The sequence below is a fragment of the Methylocapsa sp. S129 genome, assembly GCF_009765995.1.
Taxonomy (GTDB): domain Bacteria; phylum Pseudomonadota; class Alphaproteobacteria; order Rhizobiales; family Beijerinckiaceae; genus Roseiarcus.
In genome coordinates, this window is the sequence record NZ_LMUI01000024.1 from 73,882 (window position 1) to 96,516 (window position 22,635).

The 22,635-nt window shown below is 61.9% G+C and carries 22 protein-coding genes; 1 reads left to right on the top strand and 21 read right to left on the bottom strand.

The window, feature by feature from the left end; all coding sequences use genetic code 11:
• The 8 genes from GSQ90_RS15850 to fliF all read right to left on the bottom strand — a co-directional run.
• On the bottom strand, nucleotides 1-3,195 hold a 3,195-nt coding region (locus GSQ90_RS15850), incomplete at its 3' end, for an efflux RND transporter permease subunit (protein ID WP_174247494.1).
• Nucleotides 3,196-3,323: 128 nt separating this feature from the next.
• Nucleotides 3,324-3,707, bottom strand: coding sequence for a hypothetical protein (locus tag GSQ90_RS15855; RefSeq protein ID WP_158815824.1), 384 nt, complete (start codon nucleotides 3,705-3,707; stop codon nucleotides 3,324-3,326).
• A gap of 290 nt (nucleotides 3,708-3,997) precedes the next feature.
• Nucleotides 3,998-4,465 carry a transglycosylase SLT domain-containing protein gene (locus GSQ90_RS15860; RefSeq protein WP_158815825.1) on the bottom strand — a complete coding sequence of 156 codons (468 nt, stop codon included), beginning with the start codon at nucleotides 4,463-4,465 and terminating at the stop codon, nucleotides 3,998-4,000.
• A 49-nt stretch (nucleotides 4,466-4,514) separates the two neighbouring features.
• Nucleotides 4,515-6,086, bottom strand: a complete 1,572-nt coding sequence (locus tag GSQ90_RS15865; RefSeq protein ID WP_158815826.1) for a flagellar hook-length control protein FliK — start codon at nucleotides 6,084-6,086, stop codon at nucleotides 4,515-4,517.
• Entirely contained in the window at nucleotides 6,083-7,237 is a 1,155-nt protein-coding gene (locus GSQ90_RS15870) for a chemotaxis protein (RefSeq protein ID WP_158815827.1), read from the bottom strand. Before GSQ90_RS15870 ends, GSQ90_RS15865 begins: the two co-directional genes overlap by 4 nt.
• Nucleotides 7,234-8,526, bottom strand: a complete 1,293-nt coding sequence (locus GSQ90_RS15875; RefSeq protein WP_158815828.1) for a MotB family protein — start codon at nucleotides 8,524-8,526, stop codon at nucleotides 7,234-7,236. The genes GSQ90_RS15870 and GSQ90_RS15875 overlap by 4 nt, the downstream gene beginning before the upstream one ends.
• A 9-nt stretch (nucleotides 8,527-8,535) precedes the next feature.
• The gene (locus GSQ90_RS15880; protein WP_158815829.1) at nucleotides 8,536-9,051 is read right to left on the bottom strand and encodes a hypothetical protein; all 516 of its coding nucleotides are present in this window, start codon (nucleotides 9,049-9,051) and stop codon (nucleotides 8,536-8,538) included.
• A 107-nt stretch (nucleotides 9,052-9,158) separates the two neighbouring features.
• Nucleotides 9,159-10,826: a flagellar basal-body MS-ring/collar protein FliF gene (gene fliF / locus GSQ90_RS15885; protein ID WP_158815830.1), complete on the bottom strand. Its 1,668-nt coding sequence runs from the start codon at nucleotides 10,824-10,826 to the stop codon at nucleotides 9,159-9,161.
• Between the two features lie 402 nt (nucleotides 10,827-11,228).
• Here fliF and GSQ90_RS15890 point away from each other — a divergent pair, with 402 nt between their 5' ends.
• Entirely contained in the window at nucleotides 11,229-12,350 is a 1,122-nt protein-coding gene (locus tag GSQ90_RS15890; protein ID WP_158815831.1) for a flagellin, read from the top strand.
• 146 nt (nucleotides 12,351-12,496) lie between these two features.
• On the opposite strand, the gene GSQ90_RS15895 is transcribed toward GSQ90_RS15890, so the two are convergent.
• The 13 genes from GSQ90_RS15895 to GSQ90_RS15955 all read right to left on the bottom strand — a co-directional run bounded on the left by GSQ90_RS15895 (nucleotide 12,497) and on the right by GSQ90_RS15955 (nucleotide 22,624).
• Nucleotides 12,497-14,800, bottom strand: a complete 2,304-nt coding sequence (locus tag GSQ90_RS15895) for a tetratricopeptide repeat protein (RefSeq protein ID WP_158815832.1) — start codon at nucleotides 14,798-14,800, stop codon at nucleotides 12,497-12,499.
• 43 nt (nucleotides 14,801-14,843) lie between these two features.
• On the bottom strand, nucleotides 14,844-15,578 hold the full coding sequence (gene fliP, locus GSQ90_RS15900) for a flagellar type III secretion system pore protein FliP (RefSeq protein ID WP_158815833.1): 735 nt from the start codon (nucleotides 15,576-15,578) through the stop codon (nucleotides 14,844-14,846).
• Nucleotides 15,575-16,024, bottom strand: a complete 450-nt coding sequence (gene fliL / locus GSQ90_RS15905) for a flagellar basal body-associated protein FliL (protein ID WP_158815834.1) — start codon at nucleotides 16,022-16,024, stop codon at nucleotides 15,575-15,577. The genes fliP and fliL overlap by 4 nt, the downstream gene beginning before the upstream one ends.
• Before the next feature lie 75 nt (nucleotides 16,025-16,099).
• Entirely contained in the window at nucleotides 16,100-16,792 is a 693-nt protein-coding gene (locus GSQ90_RS15910; RefSeq protein WP_246731627.1) for a flagellar basal body L-ring protein FlgH, read from the bottom strand.
• A complete protein-coding gene (locus GSQ90_RS15915; RefSeq protein ID WP_158815836.1) occupies nucleotides 16,789-17,313 on the bottom strand; it encodes a MotE family protein in 525 nt (174 codons plus the stop codon). The genes GSQ90_RS15910 and GSQ90_RS15915 overlap by 4 nt, the downstream gene beginning before the upstream one ends.
• 79 nt (nucleotides 17,314-17,392) lie before the next feature.
• A complete protein-coding gene (gene flgI, locus GSQ90_RS15920) occupies nucleotides 17,393-18,487 on the bottom strand; it encodes a flagellar basal body P-ring protein FlgI (protein WP_158815837.1) in 1,095 nt (364 codons plus the stop codon).
• A complete protein-coding gene (gene flgA / locus GSQ90_RS15925) occupies nucleotides 18,487-18,906 on the bottom strand; it encodes a flagellar basal body P-ring formation chaperone FlgA (RefSeq protein WP_158815838.1) in 420 nt (139 codons plus the stop codon). Before flgA ends, flgI begins: the two co-directional genes overlap by 1 nt.
• A gap of 94 nt (nucleotides 18,907-19,000) precedes the next feature.
• The gene (gene flgG / locus GSQ90_RS15930; RefSeq protein WP_158815839.1) at nucleotides 19,001-19,789 is read right to left on the bottom strand and encodes a flagellar basal-body rod protein FlgG; all 789 of its coding nucleotides are present in this window, start codon (nucleotides 19,787-19,789) and stop codon (nucleotides 19,001-19,003) included.
• Nucleotides 19,790-19,799: 10 nt separating this feature from the next.
• Nucleotides 19,800-20,114, bottom strand: coding sequence for a flagellar hook-basal body complex protein FliE (locus GSQ90_RS15935; protein ID WP_158815840.1), 315 nt, complete (start codon nucleotides 20,112-20,114; stop codon nucleotides 19,800-19,802).
• Between the two features lie 3 nt (nucleotides 20,115-20,117).
• On the bottom strand, nucleotides 20,118-20,534 hold the full coding sequence (gene flgC / locus GSQ90_RS15940) for a flagellar basal body rod protein FlgC (RefSeq protein ID WP_158815841.1): 417 nt from the start codon (nucleotides 20,532-20,534) through the stop codon (nucleotides 20,118-20,120).
• A gap of 6 nt (nucleotides 20,535-20,540) precedes the next feature.
• Nucleotides 20,541-20,918 (bottom strand): flagellar basal body rod protein FlgB, encoded by a 378-nt coding sequence (flgB, locus tag GSQ90_RS15945; RefSeq protein ID WP_158815842.1) that lies wholly within the window; start codon nucleotides 20,916-20,918, stop codon nucleotides 20,541-20,543.
• A gap of 156 nt (nucleotides 20,919-21,074) precedes the next feature.
• A complete protein-coding gene (locus tag GSQ90_RS15950; protein ID WP_158815843.1) occupies nucleotides 21,075-21,530 on the bottom strand; it encodes a hypothetical protein in 456 nt (151 codons plus the stop codon).
• Entirely contained in the window at nucleotides 21,527-22,624 is a 1,098-nt protein-coding gene (locus tag GSQ90_RS15955) for an EscU/YscU/HrcU family type III secretion system export apparatus switch protein (protein WP_158815844.1), read from the bottom strand. Before GSQ90_RS15955 ends, GSQ90_RS15950 begins: the two co-directional genes overlap by 4 nt.
• Nucleotides 22,625-22,635: the final 11 nt, after the last annotated feature.

The window sequence follows — 22,635 nt, forward strand, 5'->3', positions numbered from 1 at the left end:
CGCGAAAGTCGTCATCATGATGGGCCTAAAACGCAGCATGCAGGCTTGAAAGATCGCCTCGGGCGGCGCGAGGCCGGCCCTTTGCGCCTGCAGGGCGAAATCGATCATCATGATCGCGTTCTTTTTGACAATGCCGATCAGCAAAATAATGCCGATCAAGGCGATGATCGTGAACTCGGTGTTGAACATCTTCATTGCGAGCAGGGCGCCGACGCTGGCGGAGGGCAAGGTCGAGATGATGGTGAGCGGATGGATGTAGCTCTCGTAGAGGACGCCGAGCACGATATAGACCGCCGCCAACGCCGCGGCGATCAACAAAGGTTCGTTAGCCAGGGACTGCTGATAGGTCAGGGCTGTCCCTGCGAAGGAGCCGCGAACTGTCGACGGCATGCGAATGTCGATGATCGCATCCTTGATGGCCTGCTGCGCTTCGCTGAGCGCATGGCCGGGCGCGAGATTGAACGAAATGGTGGTGGCGACGAACGGGCCCTGATGGTTGACGGCCAGCGGGGTCAGGGCGGAGCCGAAACGAGCGAAAGCGGCGAGCGGAACCATCGTTTCCTGGCTGGTCGACACCGAAGCGCCGGCCGAAGAGCTCGAGCTTCCCGTCGCGGCGATTGAATTGATCGCCAGATTGCGCGCCGAATCGGCGGCGATCGTCGAGGCCGTGCTGGTCGCCGCCGACGAACTGGTCGCCGCCGAGGCGGCATTGTTGGTGGTTGTCGATGCGGCGTTGTTGACGGTCGTCGTCACGGCACTATTCGCGGTTGCCGTCGTCACTGTCGAAACGGGCGCGGCGCTGGCGATGGTCGTCGTGGCGGTATAGGTGCCGGCGACCGCATTTGTCGTCTGCGTGCCCGAAGGGTTGGCGCCCGAAGTCGAGACCCAGACGTCCTTCAGGGTCTGCGGATCTTGCCAGTAACGCGGCGCCACCTCCATCACGACATGATACTGGTTGACCGCCGCGTAGATCGTCGACACCTGGCGCTGACCAAAGGCGTCGTAAAGCGTGGCGTCGATGGCGTTCAAGCTGAGGCCAAGACGCGCCACGGTCGGGCGATCGATATTGATATCGGCCAGCAGGCCGCCTTGCTGCTGATCGGAATTGACATCGGTCAGGACGTCGATCTTCTGCATTGCGGCCGCCAGCCGGGGCGCCCATCGATAAAGCGTTTCCGTGTCGTCGCTCTGCAATGTGAATTGATACATTGCGTTGCTTTGTCGCCCGCCTGTGCGCAAATCGGCGGCCGCCTGCAGAAACAGGCGCGCGCCGGGCACCTCGGCGAGTTTGCCGCGCAGCCTGTTCACAACCACATCCGCGGAAACTTTGCGTTCGGCAAGCGCCTTGAGCGAAACGAACACGAAGCCGGAATTGGTCTGCCGACCGCCGGTGAAGCCGACGACGCTGTCGACCGCCGGGTCAGTCTGCACAATGTTCTGCAACTGGGCCAGTTTCACTTTCATCGCCTGAAACGAAATGCTCTGATCGCCCTGGATGTTGCCGATCAATAGGCCGGTGTCCTGGGCCGGAAAAAGGCCGTAGGCGATATGCGTGAAGAGATAGACGTTGAGGCCGATGGTTGCGATCAGAACGAGCGCGACGATCAGCGAATGCCGCAGCGCGACGGTGAGCGTGCGGCGATAGAAATTCTGCATCGCGTCGAAGCCGCGCTCGGTGACCCGATAGAACCAGCCGTTGGAATGTTCGGCCGGATTGGGCAAAAAACGCGAGCACATCATTGGCGTCGCGCTCAGTGAAATGAACAGCGAAATCATCACCGCCATCGACAGGGTGATTGCGAATTCGCGGAACAATCGCCCGATGATCGAGCCCATCAGAAGAATCGGCAGGAAAACCGCCACCAGCGAAATGCTCATCGAAATGACGGTGAAGCCGACCTCGCGCGCGCCCATCAGTGCGGCCTGCATCCGCGTCGCGCCGAGCTCCATGTGGCGGGAAATGTTCTCTAGCACGACGATGGCGTCGTCGACGACGAAACCGGTTGAGATCGTCAAGGCCATCAGCGAGAGATTGTCGAGGCTGAACCCCAGAAGATACATGGCGCCAAACGTGCCCACGATCGACACCGGGACGGCGATGCTCGGAATCGCGGCGGCGCGCAAATTGCGCAGGAATACGAAAACGACGAGTGTGACCAGTCCGACCGATGTGACCAGCGTCTTCTCGGTATCGGCCAAAGAGATGCGGATCGTTTTGGAGCGGTCCACCACGACGTTCATATCGACATCGCCGGGCAGGGACGCGGCCATGCGCGGCAGTTCGGCCTTGATGGCGTCGACAGCGTCGATGATATTGGCGCCCGGCTGGCGGTAAAGAATGACCAGCACGGAAGGCTTACCATTGGCGAGCCCCGCATTGCGCAGATCTTCGACCGAATCATCGACCTCGCCGACGTCGGTGAGCTTTATTCCCGCATTGTTGCGGTAAGCGACGACGAGGTCGCGATATTGGTCGGCGTGGCTCGCCTGATCGTTGGTGTAAATCTGATAGTGGAGCGTGTCGTCCTCGATCGCGCCCTTCGGGCTGTTGGCGTTGGCGGATGCGAGCGCGGCGCGCACGTCTTCGAGGCCGACGCCATATTTGAAGAGTGCTGTCGGATTGAGTTCGACGCGCACCGCCGGCAAGGCGCTGCCGCCGACATCGACCTCGCCGATGCCCGTGAGCTGCGACAGCCGCTGCTGCATTACGTTTGACGCCGCGTCATAGAGCTGGCCTTGCGTGCGCGTCGGCGAAGTCAGCGCAACAATGAGGATCGGCGAATCGGATGGATTGACCTTATGATAGGTTGGGTTTGAACGAAGGCTGGTCGGCAGATCAGCGCGCGCCGCGTTGATCGCGGCTTGCACGTCGCGCGCGGCGCCGTTGATGTCGCGGTCGAGCCCGAATTGCAACGTGATGCGCGTATTCGCCAAAGAGCTCTGCGAAGTCATTTCCGTGACGTCGGCGATCTGGCCGAGGTGTTTCTCGAGCGGCGCAGCGACGCTGGAGGCCATAGTGTCCGGACTTGCGCCGGGCATGGTCGCCTGCACCGACACGGTGGGAAAATCGACCTGAGGCAACGGCGAGACCGGCAGGAGGCGGAAGGCGAAAGCGCCGGCAAGCGCGATGCCGATGGTCAGCAGCGTCGTCGCGACCGGCCGTCGAATAAAAACGGCGGAAATATTGTTGTTCACGGCGCTTCCGCCGCAATTTGACCTAATGCAGTCAAAGCGCCTGGGCGCTCGCGGCGGCGCGGCGTGAAGGCTGAGGCTTTTGGCGAAATATGCAAAAAGCTGGGCATCTCGCCAATCCTATCTGCGCGTCAATGGACTGGATGCCCTGGCGAGATCGTCACATCGGGAGCGCCAGGTTGAATCGGTGCCGGCGACGAAGGACCGGCTGGAAGCTCTTGCGATTTCCAGGCGGGAGAGTTGCTCCCCATTGTAACCTCGATGCAGGTCAGCACCTCGACATAGCTTTGAATTTCGCGCCCTAGTTCAGCACAAGTCGCACGCGCGGCGGCTGGAATTTGCATCCACTCCTTCTTGAGCGCCTCTCGCGCCGCCTGCTCGTCGCGCATACAGCTCTGATAGACCTGCGCTCGCTGATCGGCGGCAATCCCCGTTTGTTCGCCCCGGCAAATCCTTGGCAGGTCCATCGTCGGCACAGAAGCTGCGAGCGCTACAAACAAGAGCACGGGCGCCATTGCTACGCCCTCCATCGTTGGAAAATTCACACCCTCGCGGCGAGCCGCGACCGTGCAGCAATCTTTGCCACGAGCATGTCCATTGTTAGGCCGCGTATGAGCGATGAGGTGTTAAGTGATATTAAGACATGTTTCCGATCGGGCGTTCGAGCGGATGCGGGCTTTACCCGTTTTCACGCAAGCCGGTCGAGCCGCACAGGTTCATGCGTTTTGACGAACGCCATGCCCGATCGCGGCGAGGCGATCCTTATGGAACGCGTCGAAGGCGGCGCCTGCGGCGGATTGTCCCGCTATCCGCAGAACGCGCGCGCGTTCGGCGTCCATTGTCCCATGCCGCTCGCCACCATATTGCGGATCACGGAACAGACATATCTTTTCTGCGCAACCTCATTGCCCGGCCCGGCATTGTAGCGGGCGACTGCGAGCGTCCAGGTTCCCTCGCGCGCGCGCAGATCTTTGAGAAAATTGGCGGCGTAGCGCACGTTTTTGGCCGGGTCGAACATTTCGGCCACGGAGTGAAAGTCCGACGCATGCCAATGATGATTGATCTGCATGCAGCCGATGTCGATCAATTGGGCGCCTCTGGCCCGCTCGGCCGCGAATTTATCAAGCGCCTCGCTCAGGCTTGCGGAGGAGACGGTTCGTCCATCGACATTCATATCGAAGGGATTGAGCGTGCCCCTGTGGCCCGTCTCGGTCAGCCCGACCGCGTAGAGAACGTTAAGGGGAATGTCATTGGCTTGGGCAGCGCGCACCATTTCCCGCTCGCAAACCTGAGCGTCTTCGGCGACGGCCGCGCGCGACGCGCTAAACGACGCGATGGCCAAAATTACTGTCGCCGCCAGGCTCGCCCGCGTTCGCGCGATTCTGCCGCGCCGACTGCCGTTGATCGCCCTGGCCTTGGAGGGATCGTCCATTGCCTGAACCATCGGCGGTTTGTCCCGATTGACCTTGCTGGGCCTCGCCATAGCCTGATGTTCCTGTGTTCGACGAATCGGCGCTCGCGCTACCCGACGCGACGGCGTCCGACGCCTTGACCGTGAGAGACTCGACTGAGAAATTAAGCGACTTCAATTTGTCTGAAATCGCGCCGCGTTCATTATCGATCAGTTTGAGCGTGTCCGGTTTTTCAGCCTTGATGGTGACGTTCAAATTGCCGTTGGACAGTCTCATTTCTATCGAGAGAGAGCCGAGGCTGGCCGGGTTCAATTGGACATCAAGTTCTTTGATGGGGCTCATGCGCGCGGCGTCGGCGGTATTGGCGGTTGCAGCGGACGAAGTCGCGTCGCCGCTTGACGAATCCAGTTGTTGCGCGACGCTTGCGACGACGTCAGCAAGCTGAGCGATCGGGACAGACGGCAAGCTATTTCCAGGCATTGCGCTAAGGCTCGCCTGAGTGACGCCGGTCACCACCGCCGGCGCGGCCTGGCCGCTGTCGCTTGTCGCTTCCTGTGTTGCGCGGGCGATCTTGGCCGACGCAGATTCATTGACGCTCGCGTCATGCGTATTCTGTTTGCGTTGGTCGCCGCTCGACATGGCGGAGGAATCGCCCTGCGCGTTTGGCAATGCGACGGGCGCATTATTTTCAGGCGCCGTCTGAAGGGAAGCGGCGGTGGACGAACCCGCAGCGGTCGACCGGCTCGGCGCGCTCGTCGCGGCCTGGACGTTGCGGGCGGTCGTGTCGAGGCCGAGATAGGTGATGGACCGCACGACCTTGACGTCGACCGGCGCCGTTCCGGCATTCAACGCGACCGTTTGCGCCGTCGCCGCCGGCGCGGCGTCCGAAGGCATGACGTCTTGAATCGCTGCGCCGGCGGCGGGGGCGCTTGCGGCGACACTGGCTTTGCCGATAAGGGGCGCGGATGTGAGGCCGGCCGTCGTCGCCGCTGCTGTGGGCGCCGCCGCCGTGGGCGTTGTCGTCGCGCCTGTCATGCCGCCAACGAGCGAGGCCCATCCGATAGTCGCCAGCGTCGAGGCGTCCGTGCTGTCGTCGGCATTGGCTTTGAGGGTTTTCGAAGAGGCCGGTTGCGGATCGCCGGTTGCGGTCGAATCGAGCCGCTTGTCCAAGGCGATGAGGACGCCCGATCCCAGACTGTGAACCGCGGAAACGGACCGCCAAGACGTGGCCGCCGGCAGGGTCTCGGGGGCCAGTTGGGCGGGAAGCGGCGCGCCCGTCGCGCTTGTTCCGTTCGCCGACCCACTGGCGGGATGAGTCTGGGGGCTGGAATCGTCAAGGGCGCCGAGCAATGCGGCGAACGCCGAACTCTCCTGGGAGTCGGGCTGGCCTCCCGCGCTGCGGTCGCTGGCCAGAGCGTTGGCGGCGGCGGCGCTGTTGGCGAGCGGCATCGCGCTTTGAGAGGGCAGGGCGAGGCTCGTCATGGCGCCCCTTCGCTCGCGGGATGCTGGGATTTCAACAAGGCGGCTTCCGCCAGATGGATCGTCGCGACGGCCGGATCGTCCGCCGCGGCCGGCGGCGCACTGGCCGCTGGCGCGGGAGTCTTTTCACGCACGCGGCGGGCCACGGTTCGCGCCGCCGCAAGCAGGGCGACGTCCCGCTTGAGCAGCTTCTTGGCGTCGATCGCCTGCAATTGGGCGAGGCCGAATTCATATTGATCCGTCAAGGTCCGCGCAGCGGCCTGATAGAGCTTGCCGCGCGCCTCGTCGCCGCTATCGGCTAGCGCCAGCGTCAACGCCTTGCTCGCGGCGACGTCGGCCATGGCGATTTTACCGCTGACGAGGGCGGCGCGCGCGATCGCCAGAAAGACGCCGCGGCGGTCGTCGTCGCCGAGGTTTTCCGTCACCGCTTCCAGCTTCGGAAAATTGTCGACATCTTCATCGAGCCGCAGGCGGATCACAGTCGCGGTGAAGCTCCGGAGAAAACTGTCGGCATAGGGCGATTTTGGAAAACGGCCGAGATATTGCCCCGCAAGCGTCAGGAATCTGTCGGGTTCGCCGACCAGAAAAACCTCGCGGCGCAAGGCGGCTTCCTCGACCAATCCTCCGGGCATCAGCAGGCGGGCGAGATCGAGAAGCGCGACCGCTTTTTTGGCGTCGATCGCCGTCAGCAGCACCGACTGCACAAAGGCGATCTGACCGCCAAGGGCGGGATCGAGCGTTTTCGGATCGGCGTCGCCCAATAATTTCTGCGCCTCCGCTTCATGGCCGAGCACATAGGCGAGCGCGCCCCTCATCAGCTTTTCATCGTCGGCGGGAATATTGCCGCTCTCGATCAGATGCATGATGACCCGAGGCTGGCCGCCGCTGAGGATGTAGATGATCGCGGCGCGGGCCTCTCTCGAATTCTTCCAGACCTCTGGCTTGGTCGCGGAAAACGCCTCGGAAATGTCGCGCAGGAGCTTGGGCTGTGCGGCATAGGCGGCCAGATTGCCCCGCGCAATTTCGCCCTGCGTATTTTGCAGGTTGCTGACGAGTTGAATTGGCGTCAGCGCCGCGTCCTCAGCGCGCGCCAATGGCGTCGCCATCCATGCGCAGGCCAGGAGGCTCGCGGCGATCCGCCGCCTCGCCTTCACGGCTTTTCCTTTCGCAGCAATATTTCGATGCGGCGATTCTCCGCGCCTTCCGGCTTGTCCGGCGTTTTCAGGCGACGGTCGGCATAGCCTTCGATGCGCTCGAACCGCTTTTCGTCCAGCCCGCCGCGAACCAGCATGTAATAGGCCATCTGCGCGCGCGCCGACGACAGCCGCCAATTGTCGTAGCCTGTTCCTTTGTACGGGCGCGCGTCGGTATGGCCGCGCACGACGATGGAGCCAGGGCGCGTTTTCAAGCTTTGAGCGATTTTTTCCATGATCCGCACGACCTTGGCCTGGGGCTCGGAGGATCCGACGGCGAACATGCCAAAATTGAATTCGTCGGTCAGGCTGATGAGGATGCCTTCGGACGTCGCCTGAACGTCGATTCCCGGGGCCGGTTGCGCGTGGATCTCCGCGCGCAGTTCTTTCACGAGCTCGCTCTGAAGCTTCGTCGCCTCTGCGGCGGTCGTGGCGGAGGGATGTTCGGCCTCGGCCGGATGCGTCGCCGACGGCGCGGCGGCTGGCGGCTGCGCGGCGGCGGGCTCTTTGACGCTTGGCTCAGGACGCGGCTGGGCGGCGGCGGCGGTCGCCCCCGGCGACGGCCCTGGCCCCGTTTGCGGCGCGGGGGCTGTATCTGCAATTGCGGGCGCCGGCGGTTGCGCGGACTCGGGCCTTGCGGCGTTGGGGGAATCGACGGCGCCTCGCGCAAGCGGCTTGAACGGGTCCACAAAGGCATCGAGATCGAGGGCGGTAGGCTCTCCGGTCGTTTCGCTGCCCGCCGAACCGCGCGCCTTCGCGGCTTCCTGCGGCGCGACTTTGCCCGCGATCTGATCCAGGCTGCCATAGGGGTCGCCAGCGAGCGTGCTTTCCGAAAGATGGGCCTTGGGCTGCGCGGAATCGATGGAGTCGACGGAGTCTTTCGCCTTCTCGCTGCTGTCCTTGGCGGTTGGATCTTTCTTGTCGCTCTCGCCTGAATCTTTGGCGGGGTCCGCCGGTTTTTGCGTCGTATCCTCGACGCTGATTTTTGTCTCCCGCGCGTCGTCGCCCTGGGGCAGCCGGATGCCCTTTTGCGCCTTGGCCATGTCCTCGAGCTTCAGCGGATTGAAATAGCGGGCAATGATCGTCTTGGTGTTCTTGTCGGTCGCGTTGATGATCCAAAGCACCAGAAAAAACGCCATCATGGCGGTCATGAAATCGGCGAAGGCGATCTTCCATGCGCCGCCATGATGCTCTTCCTCATGGCTGCTGTGGCGCTTGATGATGATGATTTCGGGATGCTTATCTTCCATCGTCGTCTCTCATTCGCCGATGGCTTCGATATGGTCGATCCAGGCCTGGAGCTGGGACTTTATGATCGTCTGATTGGCTTCGATGGTCACGTCGAGATCGTCCGCCGCGACATATTCCACCGCCGCCGAATGCGCCGACATCTTGTCGCGCAACACGCTCAAAAGCGCCTCCGGGCCGGTGATCTTGAGCACCGCGGGCGTATCTTTGGACAATATTCTGGAAAGGTTCTCGGAAAGAGCCTCGGTGATGCTCTTGACGCGCTCCTCAACGAGGAAGGGCTTCAATATCCGCGCGACGGCCAGCGCCAGGCTATCCTCGATCGACGCCATGGCGTGTTCGATTTTCTCCGCGAACCGCGCATATTCATTCGCTTGCCACGCGAGGCGCCGCTCATTCTCCCCTTCGGCCCTGTCGGCCTGCTCCTGCGCCATGGCCGCCGCCGATTCGGCGCGCCCGGCGGCTAGGCCTTCCTGCCTGCCGCGCTCCAGCGCCTCCTCGATTCGCGCGTCGATATCAGCAGGCATCGAAAGAACCCTCGGTCTTAGCAATACGCTGTCGCGTGGGGCGCGGTCAGTCTGCGTGGGCTCCGCTCTCCCCAAATGATTGAGATATTGGGCGATCGGTATCGGCCTCATGCGTTTTCTCCCTGGCGAATCCACTGCTTGAGGATGGCCGCCGCTTGCCCTTCATCGTAATCCACCAACTGCTCCAGTTGTTTTTGCGGATTCTTGTTTTTGCGCGCGAGAATATTGCGCAGCATGTCGTCGCCTTCGGCCGGCTCGGGCAGAAGACTTGCCGCGCCGCTCTTGGGGAAATTGTCGACGATGGAGGCGAATTCGCCCATTGCCGGCCGGCCGTCTGGCAGGAATGCGATCGGCGCCTCCGCCGCGGGCTTGGGCGTTGCGAGCAGCGCCCTCGTGGCTGGCCGCAAACCCAGCCAGATCAGCAGGACGGCGACCAACAGCACGGTGCCCGCGCTCACCAGGGAGCCGGACTGGCGCATGAGTTGTTCGGTCAGCGACGGCCCCTCGACGGGCTCCAGTTCGCGGCCGCTGTCGACAAAATCGACCACCGAAACCTTGATCGTGTCGCCGCGATCCTTGCGCAATCCAGCGGCCGAGGAGACCAATTGTTCGATTTCCTTGACCTGCTTGTCGACCGCCTCGGGCGTCGCCTTGTCGCCCAGCGAAGCGGTTATTCCCGAACGATTGACCAGAACGGCGACCGACAGTCCCTCGACGACGAAGCCCGAGCTGACGGTCGACACGGTCTTGGAAGACACTTCGTAATTGGTCAATTCTTCGTTCTTTTTGGTTTCGTCGGTCGATTGTTTGGCGTCGTTGGCAGTCGGCTTGGCCTGCGGCAGATTGCGTTCGACCCCGGTGGCGGTCGAGGGGGTGGTGTTCTGCGAATTCGAGTTTTCCTTGACGGTGCGCACCGATCGTTCGACCCGCGATTCCGGATCATAGGTCGTCTCGTTCACCTGTTTTTTATCCGTGTTCAGGCGGGCGGCGACGCTGATCTGGAAATTGCGCAGGCTGAGGTAAGGGGCCAGGGTTTTGCGAACGGAGTCCTGTATGTCCTGCGAGACGCTTTTTTCGAGCGCGAGCATATTGCCCGGCTCCTGATCGCCCGAATCCGATCCTGACGCCAGAAGCAGGCCGTCGACGTTCAGAACCGTGACCTCATCGACGGTCATGCCAGGCAAAGCGGCCGAGACAAGATGGCGAATGGCCTGTGCGGTGCTGCGGTCATCGGCCGATTCGGTTCGAATGACGACGGAGGCAGACGGGGCCTGGCGCTCGCGCCGGAACGAACCTGCGTCGGCCATGACAATATGCACGCGCGCGGCCTTCACGCCGCGCATCATCTGGATCGTGCGTGCGAGCTCGCCTTCCATCGCCCGCACCTTGGTGACTTCCTGCATGAAGGACGTGAGGCCCAGGGAGCCGAGCTTGTCGAAAAGTTCGTTGCCGACGCTGCTGCTGTGGGGAAGCCCTTTTTCCGCCAGCGTCATGCGCGCCATCGCGCTCTGTCCGACAGGCACGACGACCGACGCCCCGTCCGTGCTCACGTCGAACGGAATGCCGGCCTCCTTCAGCGCTGAGCCGATGCCCGCGACGTCCTGACGATCGAGGCCGGAATAGAGCGTTTCCATCGTCGGGCGGCTGAGGTAATAGCCGCCAAAAACTGTCGCGGCGACAATGCTGAAGCCCATCATGCCGAGAACGGCAAGCCGCCTTGCCCCAAGCGCGAGCAGATTATTCCATAAACGTTGCGCTTGTTCCCACGCGGCCATTCAGTTCCTCGCGATATTCCCGCTGCTTCGAGCCCACTCTTCACGCGGGAGCTTGCGCGGGGGTTGCCGGACGAAAAACTTTGCGTTCGGTCCGAGCTATGGCGACCACGTGAGGCGAAGGCGGAAGGAGGCGGGCCTCGCTCGGCGGGGCCTTGAAACCAACTGTTAACGACAAGCGGATGGGACGCGAATGAGGCGGCGCCATTCACCGTTTCTTAATGCCGGCGATGCACTGTCGCCTTGTCTGACCGACATCGATCGCCCAAGCGGCGCGATGCCTCAGAGAAATACACGACGAGTTAGGTTCACAAGATTGAACCTATAGGCATCAGGCCGTTTCGTCGTACCGGTGTGAGTCCGAATGTCGCTAGTAATGTCATTCATTTGTCAGGAAGCACACCCATGTCTTCACTTCTCACGAACGCCTCGGCTCTTACCGCACTTCAGTCGCTCAATATGACGCAGCAGAATCTGGCGACCACGCAGGCCCAGATTTCCACCGGCCTGAAGGTCGCCAATGCGTCTGATAACGCCGCCTATTGGTCGATCGCTCAGAGCTTGCAATCCAACACCGGCGTCCTTGGCGCGGTCAATGATTCGATCGCCCAGAGCCAGTCGGTCCTGGGCGCCGCGACAGCGGCGATCAACAATGTCATCACCACCATCCAGAGCATCCAGACCGTTCTTGGCGAAGCGGAAAATCCGAGCTCCGACGCCGCCACGATGGCCACGCTCAACACCACCCTGCAGTCGCTCGGCCAGCAGTTGACCGCGGCGGTCAACAGCGCCTCGTACAGCGGCGTCAACTTGCTCGACGGCAGCCAGACAGGCGCGCTGAGCTTTGTCTCCGGCTATAACGTCAGCGGCACCGGCGTCGCCAGCTTCGACAACATTTCGCTGACGGCGCAGTCCCTGACCGGCACCGGCGGCGTCGCATCGACCACCGTGCAACCCAATATCACCGACGCCGCCACGATCACCGGCATCGCGGCTCTCGTCGCCAATACCTACACCGCCAGCTATGGCGTCGACGCGATCACGACAGCCGCGGATTCCACCACGGTCTCCTCGATGAGCCTGTCCGGCGTGACGACCACCACCACCTATAGCGGTCTCGACGCCAACGGCAATGCGACGACCGTTTCAGGGGCTGCCTCGCTCAGCGTCAGCGTCACGACGACGCCGCCGGCCGGTCTGTTCACTCAGGGCACCACCGACCTGACGAATATCGTCACGAGCACGACGGCGGCGGCTCAGCAGATGACGGACGTCAGCGCGGCGTTGTCGGCGATCACGAGCTATTCCTCGATCATCGGCTCCGTCTCCAACACCCTGACCAATGCGGCGACCTTCAACTCCGCTTTGTCGGACAATTACACGACCGGCATCGGCGCCCTCGTCGACGCCGACATGAACCAGGCCTCGACCCGCCTGCAGGCCCTGCAGACGCAGCAGCAACTCGGCGTCCAGTCGCTGTCGATCGCCAACCAGAGCAGCCAGCTTATCCTGAAACTGTTCCAGTAAAACGCGCATAGGCAGGCGACGCCGGCATATCGGCTTCGCCGCCTTCGACAATATCAGGGCCATACTCCTCAGGAAGGGTATGGCCTTTTTTCATTGATCTTGAGTTCGGGGCCAGGCGCGTCACGTGGGACGGTCGCGCCGATTGCCTAAGCCGCCTCGGCGGGGTTTCTCTCGCCCATCCCTTGCGCTTCGAAGGACGCGGCAGGCTCTCCGGCGCGCCAGCGATTCCACATTTGCCTGAAAGCCGTTTCGAGCGTGGGCGTGAAGCGGGCGCCGTCGCACAGCGGCGACGCCGTCATGCGGCGTCGTAACGAATGCCGCAGCGCCATCAGTCGGTCAGAATCGGCGGCGAGCGCCGTCGCGCAGCTCACATATTCGGTCGGCGAATGCGCGACGCAATCGCTCAAACCGAGAAGATTGAGAAATCCGATGGTCTGGCGCGAAGCCGGTCGATCGCCCGGCAATGTCGCGACCGGCGCCCCCATCCACAACGCCTCGCAGCTCGTGAGGCCTCCGCCGAAGGGGAAGGGATCGAGGGCGATGTCGATATCGCCGTATTGCGCCAGCATTTCCCGGTGGGGCGAAAAGCCGCGAAGCTCCAGCCGCTCCTCGACGACGCCGGCGGCGCGGAAAGCATCGCCAAAGCGGCGGCGGACGCCTTCATTGTCGAAGGATTTCCATTTGAGCAACAACCGGGATCCCGGCGTGGCCTGTAGCACCGCGGCCCAGAGGCTGATGACGCCGGCGCCGATCTTGGCGACATTGTTGAAGCTGCCGAATGTGACGTAGCCCCGCTTCAGCGAGGGCGGATCGACCGGGTCTGGCGCATATTCGGGCGGCGCATAACAGAAACGGCCGTAAGGCAGCCGCACGACCGCTTCGGTGAACCAACGCTCTTCGCCGGCTGGCACGGTCGCTTCGTCCATCACCAGATAGTCGATCGACCGAAGGCCGGTCGTGCCAAAATAGCCGAGCCAGGACGCCTGTACGGGCGCCGGCCGACGCGTGAACAGCAGCAGTCGACTCTTGGCGGTATGGCCGGAGAGATCGACCAATATGTCAATGCGATCTCGCTTGATCATCGCCTCGGCGTCGGCGTCCGACACGCCGACGATGCTGCGCCAGTGATCGGCGGCTTTCTTCAAACGCTCGGTGACATGATCGACGTTTGTGCTGTTGGCGTAGCAGAATATCTCGAACGCCGCGCGATCATGCGCCTCGAGCACTCGAGCCAGAAGGAAACCGACGGGATGCTGTTGAAAGTCGCCGGAGACATAGCCGATGCGCAACCGCCGTCCGAGCGAACGGTCGTTTGAAAAAACCTCGCCCTCGGCCTTGCGGTCGAATTGGTCGCCGAAGCGGCGCGCGGCGGCAAGCAGCTCCGCGTTCGAAATCCCATCCGCGTAATGCTGGGTCAACAGCAGATTGCCGTGCGCCCCGGCGAAGTCGGGCTTCAATGCGATGACCCGTTCGTAGGATTCAAGCGCCGCGTCCAGCCTGCCTTGATGTTTCAGGACGTTGGCGAGATTGTTGTGCGCCTCGGCGAGGTTTGGTTCTCGCGCCAGTACGAACCGATAGGATTCTATCGCCTCGCCGAACTTGCATTGATCTCCAAGCGCGGTTGCGAGGTTATGATGCGCATCGAGGTTGTTCGGCTCGATCGCCAAGGCTTGGCGATAGGAAACCACCGCCCCGTCAGGGTCTTCGCGTTCCCTGAACAGGTTTCCTAAATTGATGCGCGCGTCGACATAGTCCGGATTGATCGCCAAAGCCTTGCGATAGGAGGCCGCGGCCTCGTCGAGCTTGCCCCAGTCCTTAAGAGTCACGCCCAGATTGTTGTGAGCGTCGGCCGCGTTTGGATTCAACGCGAGCGCTTTCGCGTAAGAGGCCGCCGCCTCACTCAACTTGCCCTGTTTGAGAAGCGCATTGCCGAGGTTTTTGTGGGCGTCGACAAATCTTGGATTGATCGCCAGCGCCCGACGGTACGATTCTATCGCATCATCCGGTCTGCCCTGGTCGCCGAGCGCATTGCCCAGATTGCTATAAGCGTCGGCGAAATCCGCCCGCAGCGCGATCGCCCGCCGGTAAGACGCGATCGCTTCGTCGAGCTTGCCAAGGCCCTTGAGCGCATTGCCAAGATTGCTGTGCATCGTCGGCTCGTCGCCCTTTAGCGCGATCGCGTTGGCGATGAAAGCCGCCGCGATGTCGCAACGTCCGACCTGAAATGCAAGAACGCCGAGACAATGGTGGGCGTCGGAGTGATTGGGTTCTATCTCAAGAATTTGGCGACAAATACGCTCGGCTTCCGCGAGCCTGCCCGATCGCTGATGCGCGACGGCCGCGCCGAACAGCGCCGACACTTTTTCGTGTGAGGGGTTGGCGCCTCCAGTGGCCAGTCCAACAGGTCCGGGGCCCTGTTTCGCGGCGGCGCGCCGCTGTTGCCGATTCATGCGAGACCCATTGACAGAGTTCACGCTCATTGCCCGCGGTCTTTCAATTCACGGACCGCACAAGACTGCCGATCAGCAGGTTCCAGCCGTCGATCAGCACGAAAAACAGGATCTTGATCGGCAGGGAGATGACGGACGGCGGCAGCATCATCATGCCCATCGACATGGTCAGCGTCGCCACGATCATGTCGATGACCAGAAACGGCAGAACGACGAGAAAGCCGATCTCGAAGCCGCGCCGCAATTCGGAGATCATAAACGCCGGAATGAGCAGGCGCAGGTCGATCGTCGCGCGATCCTTGATCTGGAAACTGCCCTTCGACAGGTCTTCGAACAGGTTCAGATCCTTGTCGCGAACCTGCGCGAGCATGAACTGGCGAAAGGGCTCCGTCACCTTGCCGTAGGCCTCCTGTTCCGTGATGGAATTGTCCATCATCGGCTTCAGGCCCGTCTCCCACGCGCGGTCGAACGTGGGCGCCATGACGTAAAAGGTCATGAACAGCGACAGGCTGATCATCACCAGATTGGGCGGGGAGCTTTGCAGTCCCAGTCCCGACCGCAGGAAGGAAAGGGCGACCACGAAGCGCGTAAAGCTTGTCACCATGATGAGCAAGCCCGGCGCGACGGACAGGATGGTCAATATCGCGACCAGTTGGATGATGCGGCCGGTTGCCGAACCGCCGCCGCCGGGAATCAGCGAGCCGAGATCGATCGTCTGGGCGCTCGCGCTCGCGCATGTCAGAGCAAGCAGGAGAACCGCGACGAGAAGGCGCTTCACTGGAGCACCAGGGTTCGGATGACGAGTTCCTTGACGCTGCCGTTCGAGCGGATCGCGACGCGCTCGTTGAGATCCTGACGCAGGTTTTGCAGGCCGGCGATTCCCTGGATTTGCGTCAATGTGGTCGTGCGCAGGAAAGCGAGGATGTCGCCGGCGATCTCCGCGCCCAGAGCTTCGGGATGCGGCACGGCCTTCTCGTCAAGCAACAACGAGGCTTCGAGCCTGATCCACGTATCTTGCGGCATGCTCAGATTGGTGACGATCGGAGGAAGGTCGAACAGGACTGAATTCGGCTGAAGGCTCGCAGCGGCCGCCGGCTTGTCTTCGGCGCGCGTCTCTTTTTCAGAACGTTCCGATCCCGGCGCGACGACCCGAAGGCCATAGAAGCCGCCCGACGCCCCCGCCAGCGTCGTGACGATCAGTATGGCGATGATGAGCTGCTTCATAGCCGCGCCCGTTCAGCAAGGCGGCGAGAGAAACGAAACATGGGCGTGGTGACTGTCATGTCGATCCGGCGCGGGTCAGAATGGTCTCAGGCGATCGTAGACTTGCTGACCCCAGGCCGGCTGCTGCACCTCGTCGAGCCGTCCGCGGCCGCCGTAGGAAATGCGCGCTTCGGCGATCTTGTCGTAGGGAATCGCATTGTTCTGGTTGATGTCGCCGGGCCACGCAATGCCGCCGACCGTCAGAAGGCGCAGTTCGTAGTTCACTCGGACTTCCTGCGACCCGCTCAGGAGGAGATTGCCATTGGGGAGCACCGCGGTGACGACCGTTGCGACGGAAACCTGGATTTGCTCCGACCGGGCGATGTTGCCCTGACCTTGAAAGGTGGAGGTGGAGCTGAGATCGTTTTTCGACGAGCCCGTATACAACAGGCTCCAATCGGCTTGAGCCGTGGCCGTGGCCGCTGTGGATCGCCCTGTCGTATTGCCCAAAGTCGCCTGGTCGTTGATCGCGATATTGACGGTCACGATGTCCCCGACCTTCGAGGCGCGCCGCTGCCTGTAGATCGTGGCGCCGCTCTCGACGAACAGGGACTGGGCGGAATGGGCGGCAGGCGGCGTAAAGGCCGCGATCGCGGGATCCGCATTGGTCGCCAGCCCGCTGCCGATCGGCGTCATACTGGGTTCGCGTCCGATATCGGCGGCGCATCCGGCAAGCCCGATCGAAAGGAGACCGGCGACGGCGAAAATCCCTGCATGGCTTTTCATCATGACTTCTTTCGGTCGGCCATCGCGCCGGATATCAAATCGGTCAGCTTGGCGGCCTTGCCGGCCTCCATCTCGTTGAGGATCGCGCTGGAAACCCTCGGATTGAGCTTGCTGAGAAGAGCGGCGGCGGTGTCGTCCTCCATGACGCCCATCTGCGCGGCGGCGGCCTCCGGCTGCATCTTGGCGTAGATGGCGACGACGCCGTCCTGCGCCTTTTTCATCAGCGCCTCGCGTTTGTCGATCCATTCCTTGGATTCGGTTTCTTTTGCTTCGAGATCGGCGATTCTCTGCTTGAGCTGCGCCTCCAGATCGTCCATCCGCTTCATCTGCCAGGCGATGCGCGCGTCGGCGGCGAAACTGGCGATATTGGAGCAATATTGCTGCACGCCGTCGCCGGCGTCGGTCTCCGCCCTTTTGGCCTCGGCCTCGGGCTTTCGGGGATCTTGCGGCAGCGAAGGCGTGGGAAACATTGCGATCGCCATCGCAGTCAGAATCCCGAGGGTGAATGGCTTGGGCTTCAACATGGTTGGGTCTGCACGCCGGGCTGCTGGGAGTCGATGGCGTCAGAGTGCCGCGTACAGCTTGCGCCGGGCTGACGGAGCCTTACTGGACCACCAGGTCCGCCTGTAGCGCGCCGGCTGTTTTGATCGCCTGCAGAATAGCGATAATCCCCGGGGGCTTGAGCCCGATCCGGTTGAGGCCGGCGACCAGGGAGCGCAAACTGGTGCCCCCGATAATGGCGACCTGGCCGCCTTGTTCGGTGGCTTCAATCTGCGTGCGCGGCGTCACCACCGTCTTGCCATCGGAAAAGGGCGCAGGTTGAGAGACCGTGGGCGTCTCCGTGATTCGAACCGACAGCGTCCCATGCGTCACGGCGACGGTGGATATTTGCACATCCTGCCCGATGACGATCGTGCCCGTGCGCGCGTCAAGAACGACGCGGGCCGCCATGTCCGGTTCGATCATGAGATCGCCGATTTCCGCCATGAAGCGCGCGACGCCGATTTGCGGGGGGCGGAACAGCGTGATCGTCCGGAAATCCTGGTCGTAGGCGACCTGCTTGTGGAAGCGCTCGCGCGCATAATCATTGATCGCGTCGGCGATCCGCACCGCCGTCTTGTAATCGGGATTCCGCAGTTCCAGGGTCAGCACGCCGCCATCCTTGATGGGCGGCAGGCTTTTCTCAACCAGCGCGCCATTGGATATGCGCCCGGCGGTAGGCACGCCCTGAGACAGGGTTTCCGCTTGTCCGGCGACGTCGAATCCTGTCACGGAAACCGCGCCCTGCGCGACGGCGTAGGTCTGTCCGTCGGCGCCCGACAGGGTAGTCAGAATCAGCGTTCCTCCCATCAGGGAAGTCGCATCGCCAAGCGAAGAAACCGTCACGTCGATGCGTGAGCCGACGCCCGCGGCCGGCGGCAGGTCGGCGGTGACGATGACGGCCGCGACGTTGCGGCTGCCCAGCGTCGTGTTGCGCACCTCGATGCCCATCCGGTCGAGCATGGATTGCATGGCCTGCTGCGTAAACGGCGAATTGCGCAACGTATCGCCTGAGCCCTGCATGCCCACGACCAGACCGTAGCCGAGCAATTGGTTGTCGCGCACGCCCTGCAACGACGAGATGTCCTTGATGCGCACCGCGGCGGAAGCCTGGACGCTGAGAAGGCAGGCGATCGCGACCAGAAACAGGCGTCTCATTAGCTGTCGCCCACGCTGACGGAGCCATCGGGCTGAATGATGCCCGAAATGGTCAGGCCGCTGTCTGAATTGCGAACCTTGATCGTGTCGCCCACGCCGCCAGCCTCAAGCGCCAGAGCGGAGGTGACGATCATCAGGCCGCCGTCGCGGTAAATGAGTTTGACCTGAGCGCCATTGGCGACGGCTCTGGGATCGCCGACCGCGAGCGCGACAATTCCCCGACCCGGCAGCAGCGTGCGCTTGGCGACTTTGCCAACGAGCGCGGCGCGGCTTTCGACAATCGAACCGTCGGCGGCCGGAAGGTCATAGATAGAGACATCGTTCAGCATGGACTCGCGGATAATGTCGCCGGGATAGATAACGTGGCTGGGCGTCGGGACCATCCGTTCCTGCGCAAGGACGGGGAGCGTTCCTTGCATAAGAAGGCTCGCCAGCAGCAGGCACGATGGCGCCAGATTCGCCAATGCGCTTCGTCTCGATCGCCGCTTAGGGCCAAAAGACATCGTTCTTGCTTTACTGTCTGATATTGGTGATGGTGCTCGACATCTGATCGGCCGCCTGGATCACCTTGGAATTCATCTCGTAGGCGCGCTGCGCCGCGATCAGATTGGTGATTTCGGTGACGGGGTCGACGTTGGACGATTCAAGATAACCCTGTTGCAACGTGCCAAAGGAGGTGTCGCCAGGAACGCTCACAGTCGGCGGCCCGGAGGCTTCCGTCTGCTGCGTGAGATTGCTGCCAAGCTGCTTCAGTCCTGCCTCATTGACGAAATTGGCGAGGGTCAACTGGCCGAGCGTTTGCGGCGCCACAGTGCCTGGAACCGTCGCGGTCACCAGACCGGTTTGACTCACCGTGATAGCGGTCGAGTTGACCGGTATCAGGATCGGCGGCGTGACCAGATAGCCGTCCGTCGTCACGAGTTGGCCTGTTCCGTTGGTGTTGAAGGCGCCGTCGCGCGTATAGGCGATGGTGCTGTCGGGCATGGTCACTTGGAACCAGCCTCGACCGTTCACGGCAAGATCGAGACTGTTGCCCGTATTGGTCAGCGATCCCTGCAGGTTCAGGCTGCGGATGGCGGCGGTGCGCACGCCCAGACCAAGCTGCGCGCCTTCGGGAATCGTCGCGTCGCGGCCGCGGTTAGAGACGCCCATCAGCCGTTCGGACTGGTACATCAGATCGGTGAATTCGGCGCGCGAGCGCTTGAATCCCGTCGTGTTGATATTCGCAATATTGTTGGCGATGACTTCCAGGTTTTGTTCCTGGGCGCTCATTCCGGTCGCAGCAATGGCAAGCGTAAGCATGATAAAATCCTTAAATAGCCATCCGGCTGATTTCTTGATAGGCCGAGACAGCCTTGTCGCGCACCGCCAGGAAAGACTGCAGCGAGCGCTGCGCCGACATGATCGACTCGACCACCTCATGCACCGGCGTCGTACCCTGCAGGCTCCCGATCGAAGCAGCCTCCGCAGTTTTCAGATTGCCGATGGCGTCGCCGGAAACCTCGTTCATGATCTGGCCAAAGTCAGCACCGCCTGCGGCGTTGACGGTTGATCCGGCCGCGCTCGGCGCGCCCAGGGAAGCGATGGATGATTTGGATGCCGTAAGGGCGGAAATGCCGTCTATCATTTTTTAGTCCTTCAAAAGACCGATCGTCATTGATGTCAGGTCGCCCGATTGCTTGACGACCTGTAGGTTCGCCTCATAGGAACGATTGGCTTCGCGCATATCCGCGAGTTCGACGAGAAGGTTGACGTTGGGCATTTTGACGAAGCCCTTCTCGTCCGCCGCCGGATTGCCGGCGTCGAGCTCCATCTTGAACGGCTGGTCGTCCAGGCCGATGCGCTTGACGCGCACGGTCTGAATGCCTGAGGCGCGGTCCATCTCATTGTCGAATGAAATGGTCTTGCGGGTATAGGGGTCCGCTCCGGGCGTCTGGCCCGTCGATTCGGCGTTCGCGACGTTTTCGGAGATGACGCGCAGGCGCGTCGATTGAACTTCCATGCCCGAACTGGCGATTTTCAAAGAGGCTTGCAGGGCGTCATTCATGATCGATCACTTCACGGCGAGCATAAGCATCTGGTGAAACGCCCGCTTGATGTTGGAGTTGAGCGTAAAGGAGCGATTGATGTCGCCCTCTTTCATCATTTCCTGTTCCAGGCTCACCGAATTGCCGGAATAGCTGGTTTCCCAGGAATCGGTCGCCGCGGCGCGGGTCGCCGTGAAATCATTGCCTTCGGGGAGCATATGCGCGCTGTTGGTCGCGACCATTGTGATCCGGGTCTTGTCCAGCACGTCGGTAAATGGCTGGACGTCCATGGCCGTGTATCCCGGCGTATTGACGTTGGCGATATTGCTCGCCGTGGTCCGCTGCCGCGCCGACAGCCATTGGGCCTGCTGCGACGCCAATTCCAGGAGATAGATTGGTGACAAGGCCGAACTCCGGTGAAGCTAACGCTTGATCGCAGATTATCGGACATATCTTGCCCGAGGCTGGCGTTGGGCCGGTCGCAGTGCAATTGCTTGTCCTTTCGCCGGGAGGGCCTGGCGCCGCCCCGCTGGGCGGCAGGCCTGGCCCCGCGGTGCACGTCAAGCCGCCGACGACCGCAATTGCGTTCTCGGGTCCGGCAATTTGGCGTCGGCGACGGCGTCAGTCAGCCTTTGCACCCTGAGCTCTTGATCGAGCCCGGTCTCATCGAAGAAAATATCGATGACCTCGACCGCGGCGCGCGACTGGCTCAGCACCAATCGGAAGAACACGCTCACCGCAGCGTGGCGAAATTCCATATCGAGCAGAATCGTCGGCGACGTGTCCCATCGCACGCTGCATCCGGCCGCCAACGCGTATTTCAGCGTTCCATTCTTGAAATAGAGTTCGGTCGACGAATTGACGAGATCCTCGATATTCGCCGCTTGATCGCTTCGGATGAAGAGCATCAGGTCGGAGACGTCGGTCAGCCGCAATTCCGTGGCGACATCGACGATGCTTTCGGCAATGATCTTCTCCGCGTCCCGAAAGTGTGTCTTGGCGGCTTGTATGGTCATGCGCGCTGTCCATGTCTGACGATGGGCCAATTGCTCTTCTTTGTCTGGATGAGGTGTATGACCTCGGCGATGGTTCGATAGAATTCCGCGGGAATCATGCTGTCCACGCTGACAACTTCATACAGGGACCTTGCGAGAGCCTTGTCTTCGATAAGGGGAATGTCATTTTGTTCGGCGATCTCGCGGATTTTGAGGGCGATCAGATCCTGGCCTTTGGCCACCACCATCGGCACGCCGCCCTCGCTGCGCACATAACGCAAGGCGACGGCGTAATGCGTCGGATTCACGATGACCATCGTGGCCTTTGGCACGCCCGCCAGCATTCGCCGGCGGGAACGGTCGAGACGGATCGAGCGAAGGCGGGCCTTCAGCATTCGGTCTCCTTCCGTCTGCCTGATTTCCTCCTTGATCTCGTGACGGCTCATCCTGTGATCGCGACGCCAGTGAATCCGCGACCACACGACGTCGGCGGCGGCGATAACTAGGGTCGCGACGACCACCGCCGCGAGGAGCCGTATCGCATCGCCAAGAATAAGCTCGGGCAAGTCGCCTATGTCCATATACATGGCGTTCACGAGTGAAACGCGTTCGCCGCTCAGGACCATCGCGACAATGGCGCCCACCGCGCCAAGCTTGAGGATGCTTTTGAGAAATTCCGTCAACCCCTTTAGACCGAAGGTGCGCGAAAACCCCTTGATCAGAGACAGCCTGCCCAAATCGGGTTGAATGCGTTCGAGCACAAAGCGCGGCGCGTTCTGGGCCATCGAGGCGACAACGCCGCCGACAATCAGCAAGGCGATGATCGGCGCGAGGAAACTGAGGGCGTCGCTCACAAGCATCTTGTAGAGAGCCATGACGTCGTCGACTCTCTCGAGCCGTAACTGGCCCGAATCGTCCAGAAACAAGACAAGCGCGGCGACCAGGCGTTGCGCCCCGTCGCGTAACAGAAAAATCATCGAGACAAGGATACAGGCCAGAGACGTGACGAGCGCCACTTCGCGCGACATCGGAACATCGCCGCGCTCCATCGAGTCGTTGAGTTTTTTCTCTGTTGCGTTTTCGGTTTGACTTTCCTTGTCGGTTTCCTCGCTCATCTGCGCGCCGG

Coding starts and splice junctions, on each gene's coding strand:
- fliL (WP_158815834.1), bottom strand. CDS start 16,024: ATGAAGCAGCTCATCATCGCCATACTGATCGTCACGACGCTGGCGGGG.
- GSQ90_RS15895 (WP_158815832.1), bottom strand. CDS start 14,800: ATGAATCGGCAACAGCGGCGCGCCGCCGCGAAACAGGGCCCCGGACCT.
- GSQ90_RS15890 (WP_158815831.1), top strand. CDS start 11,229: ATGTCTTCACTTCTCACGAACGCCTCGGCTCTTACCGCACTTCAGTCG.
- GSQ90_RS15915 (WP_158815836.1), bottom strand. CDS start 17,313: ATGTTGAAGCCCAAGCCATTCACCCTCGGGATTCTGACTGCGATGGCG.
- flgI (WP_158815837.1), bottom strand. CDS start 18,487: ATGAGACGCCTGTTTCTGGTCGCGATCGCCTGCCTTCTCAGCGTCCAG.
- GSQ90_RS15950 (WP_158815843.1), bottom strand. CDS start 21,530: ATGACCATACAAGCCGCCAAGACACACTTTCGGGACGCGGAGAAGATC.
- GSQ90_RS15955 (WP_158815844.1), bottom strand. CDS start 22,624: ATGAGCGAGGAAACCGACAAGGAAAGTCAAACCGAAAACGCAACAGAG.
- fliF (WP_158815830.1), bottom strand. CDS start 10,826: ATGGCCGCGTGGGAACAAGCGCAACGTTTATGGAATAATCTGCTCGCG.
- GSQ90_RS15910 (WP_246731627.1), bottom strand. CDS start 16,792: ATGATGAAAAGCCATGCAGGGATTTTCGCCGTCGCCGGTCTCCTTTCG.
- GSQ90_RS15865 (WP_158815826.1), bottom strand. CDS start 6,086: ATGACGAGCCTCGCCCTGCCCTCTCAAAGCGCGATGCCGCTCGCCAAC.
- flgG (WP_158815839.1), bottom strand. CDS start 19,789: ATGCTTACGCTTGCCATTGCTGCGACCGGAATGAGCGCCCAGGAACAA.
- flgA (WP_158815838.1), bottom strand. CDS start 18,906: ATGCAAGGAACGCTCCCCGTCCTTGCGCAGGAACGGATGGTCCCGACG.
- GSQ90_RS15935 (WP_158815840.1), bottom strand. CDS start 20,114: ATGATAGACGGCATTTCCGCCCTTACGGCATCCAAATCATCCATCGCT.
- GSQ90_RS15855 (WP_158815824.1), bottom strand. CDS start 3,707: ATGGCGCCCGTGCTCTTGTTTGTAGCGCTCGCAGCTTCTGTGCCGACG.
- flgC (WP_158815841.1), bottom strand. CDS start 20,534: ATGAATGACGCCCTGCAAGCCTCTTTGAAAATCGCCAGTTCGGGCATG.
- GSQ90_RS15875 (WP_158815828.1), bottom strand. CDS start 8,526: ATGGAAGATAAGCATCCCGAAATCATCATCATCAAGCGCCACAGCAGC.
- GSQ90_RS15860 (WP_158815825.1), bottom strand. CDS start 4,465: ATGGTGCGCGCTGCCCAAGCCAATGACATTCCCCTTAACGTTCTCTAC.
- GSQ90_RS15880 (WP_158815829.1), bottom strand. CDS start 9,051: ATGCCTGCTGATATCGACGCGCGAATCGAGGAGGCGCTGGAGCGCGGC.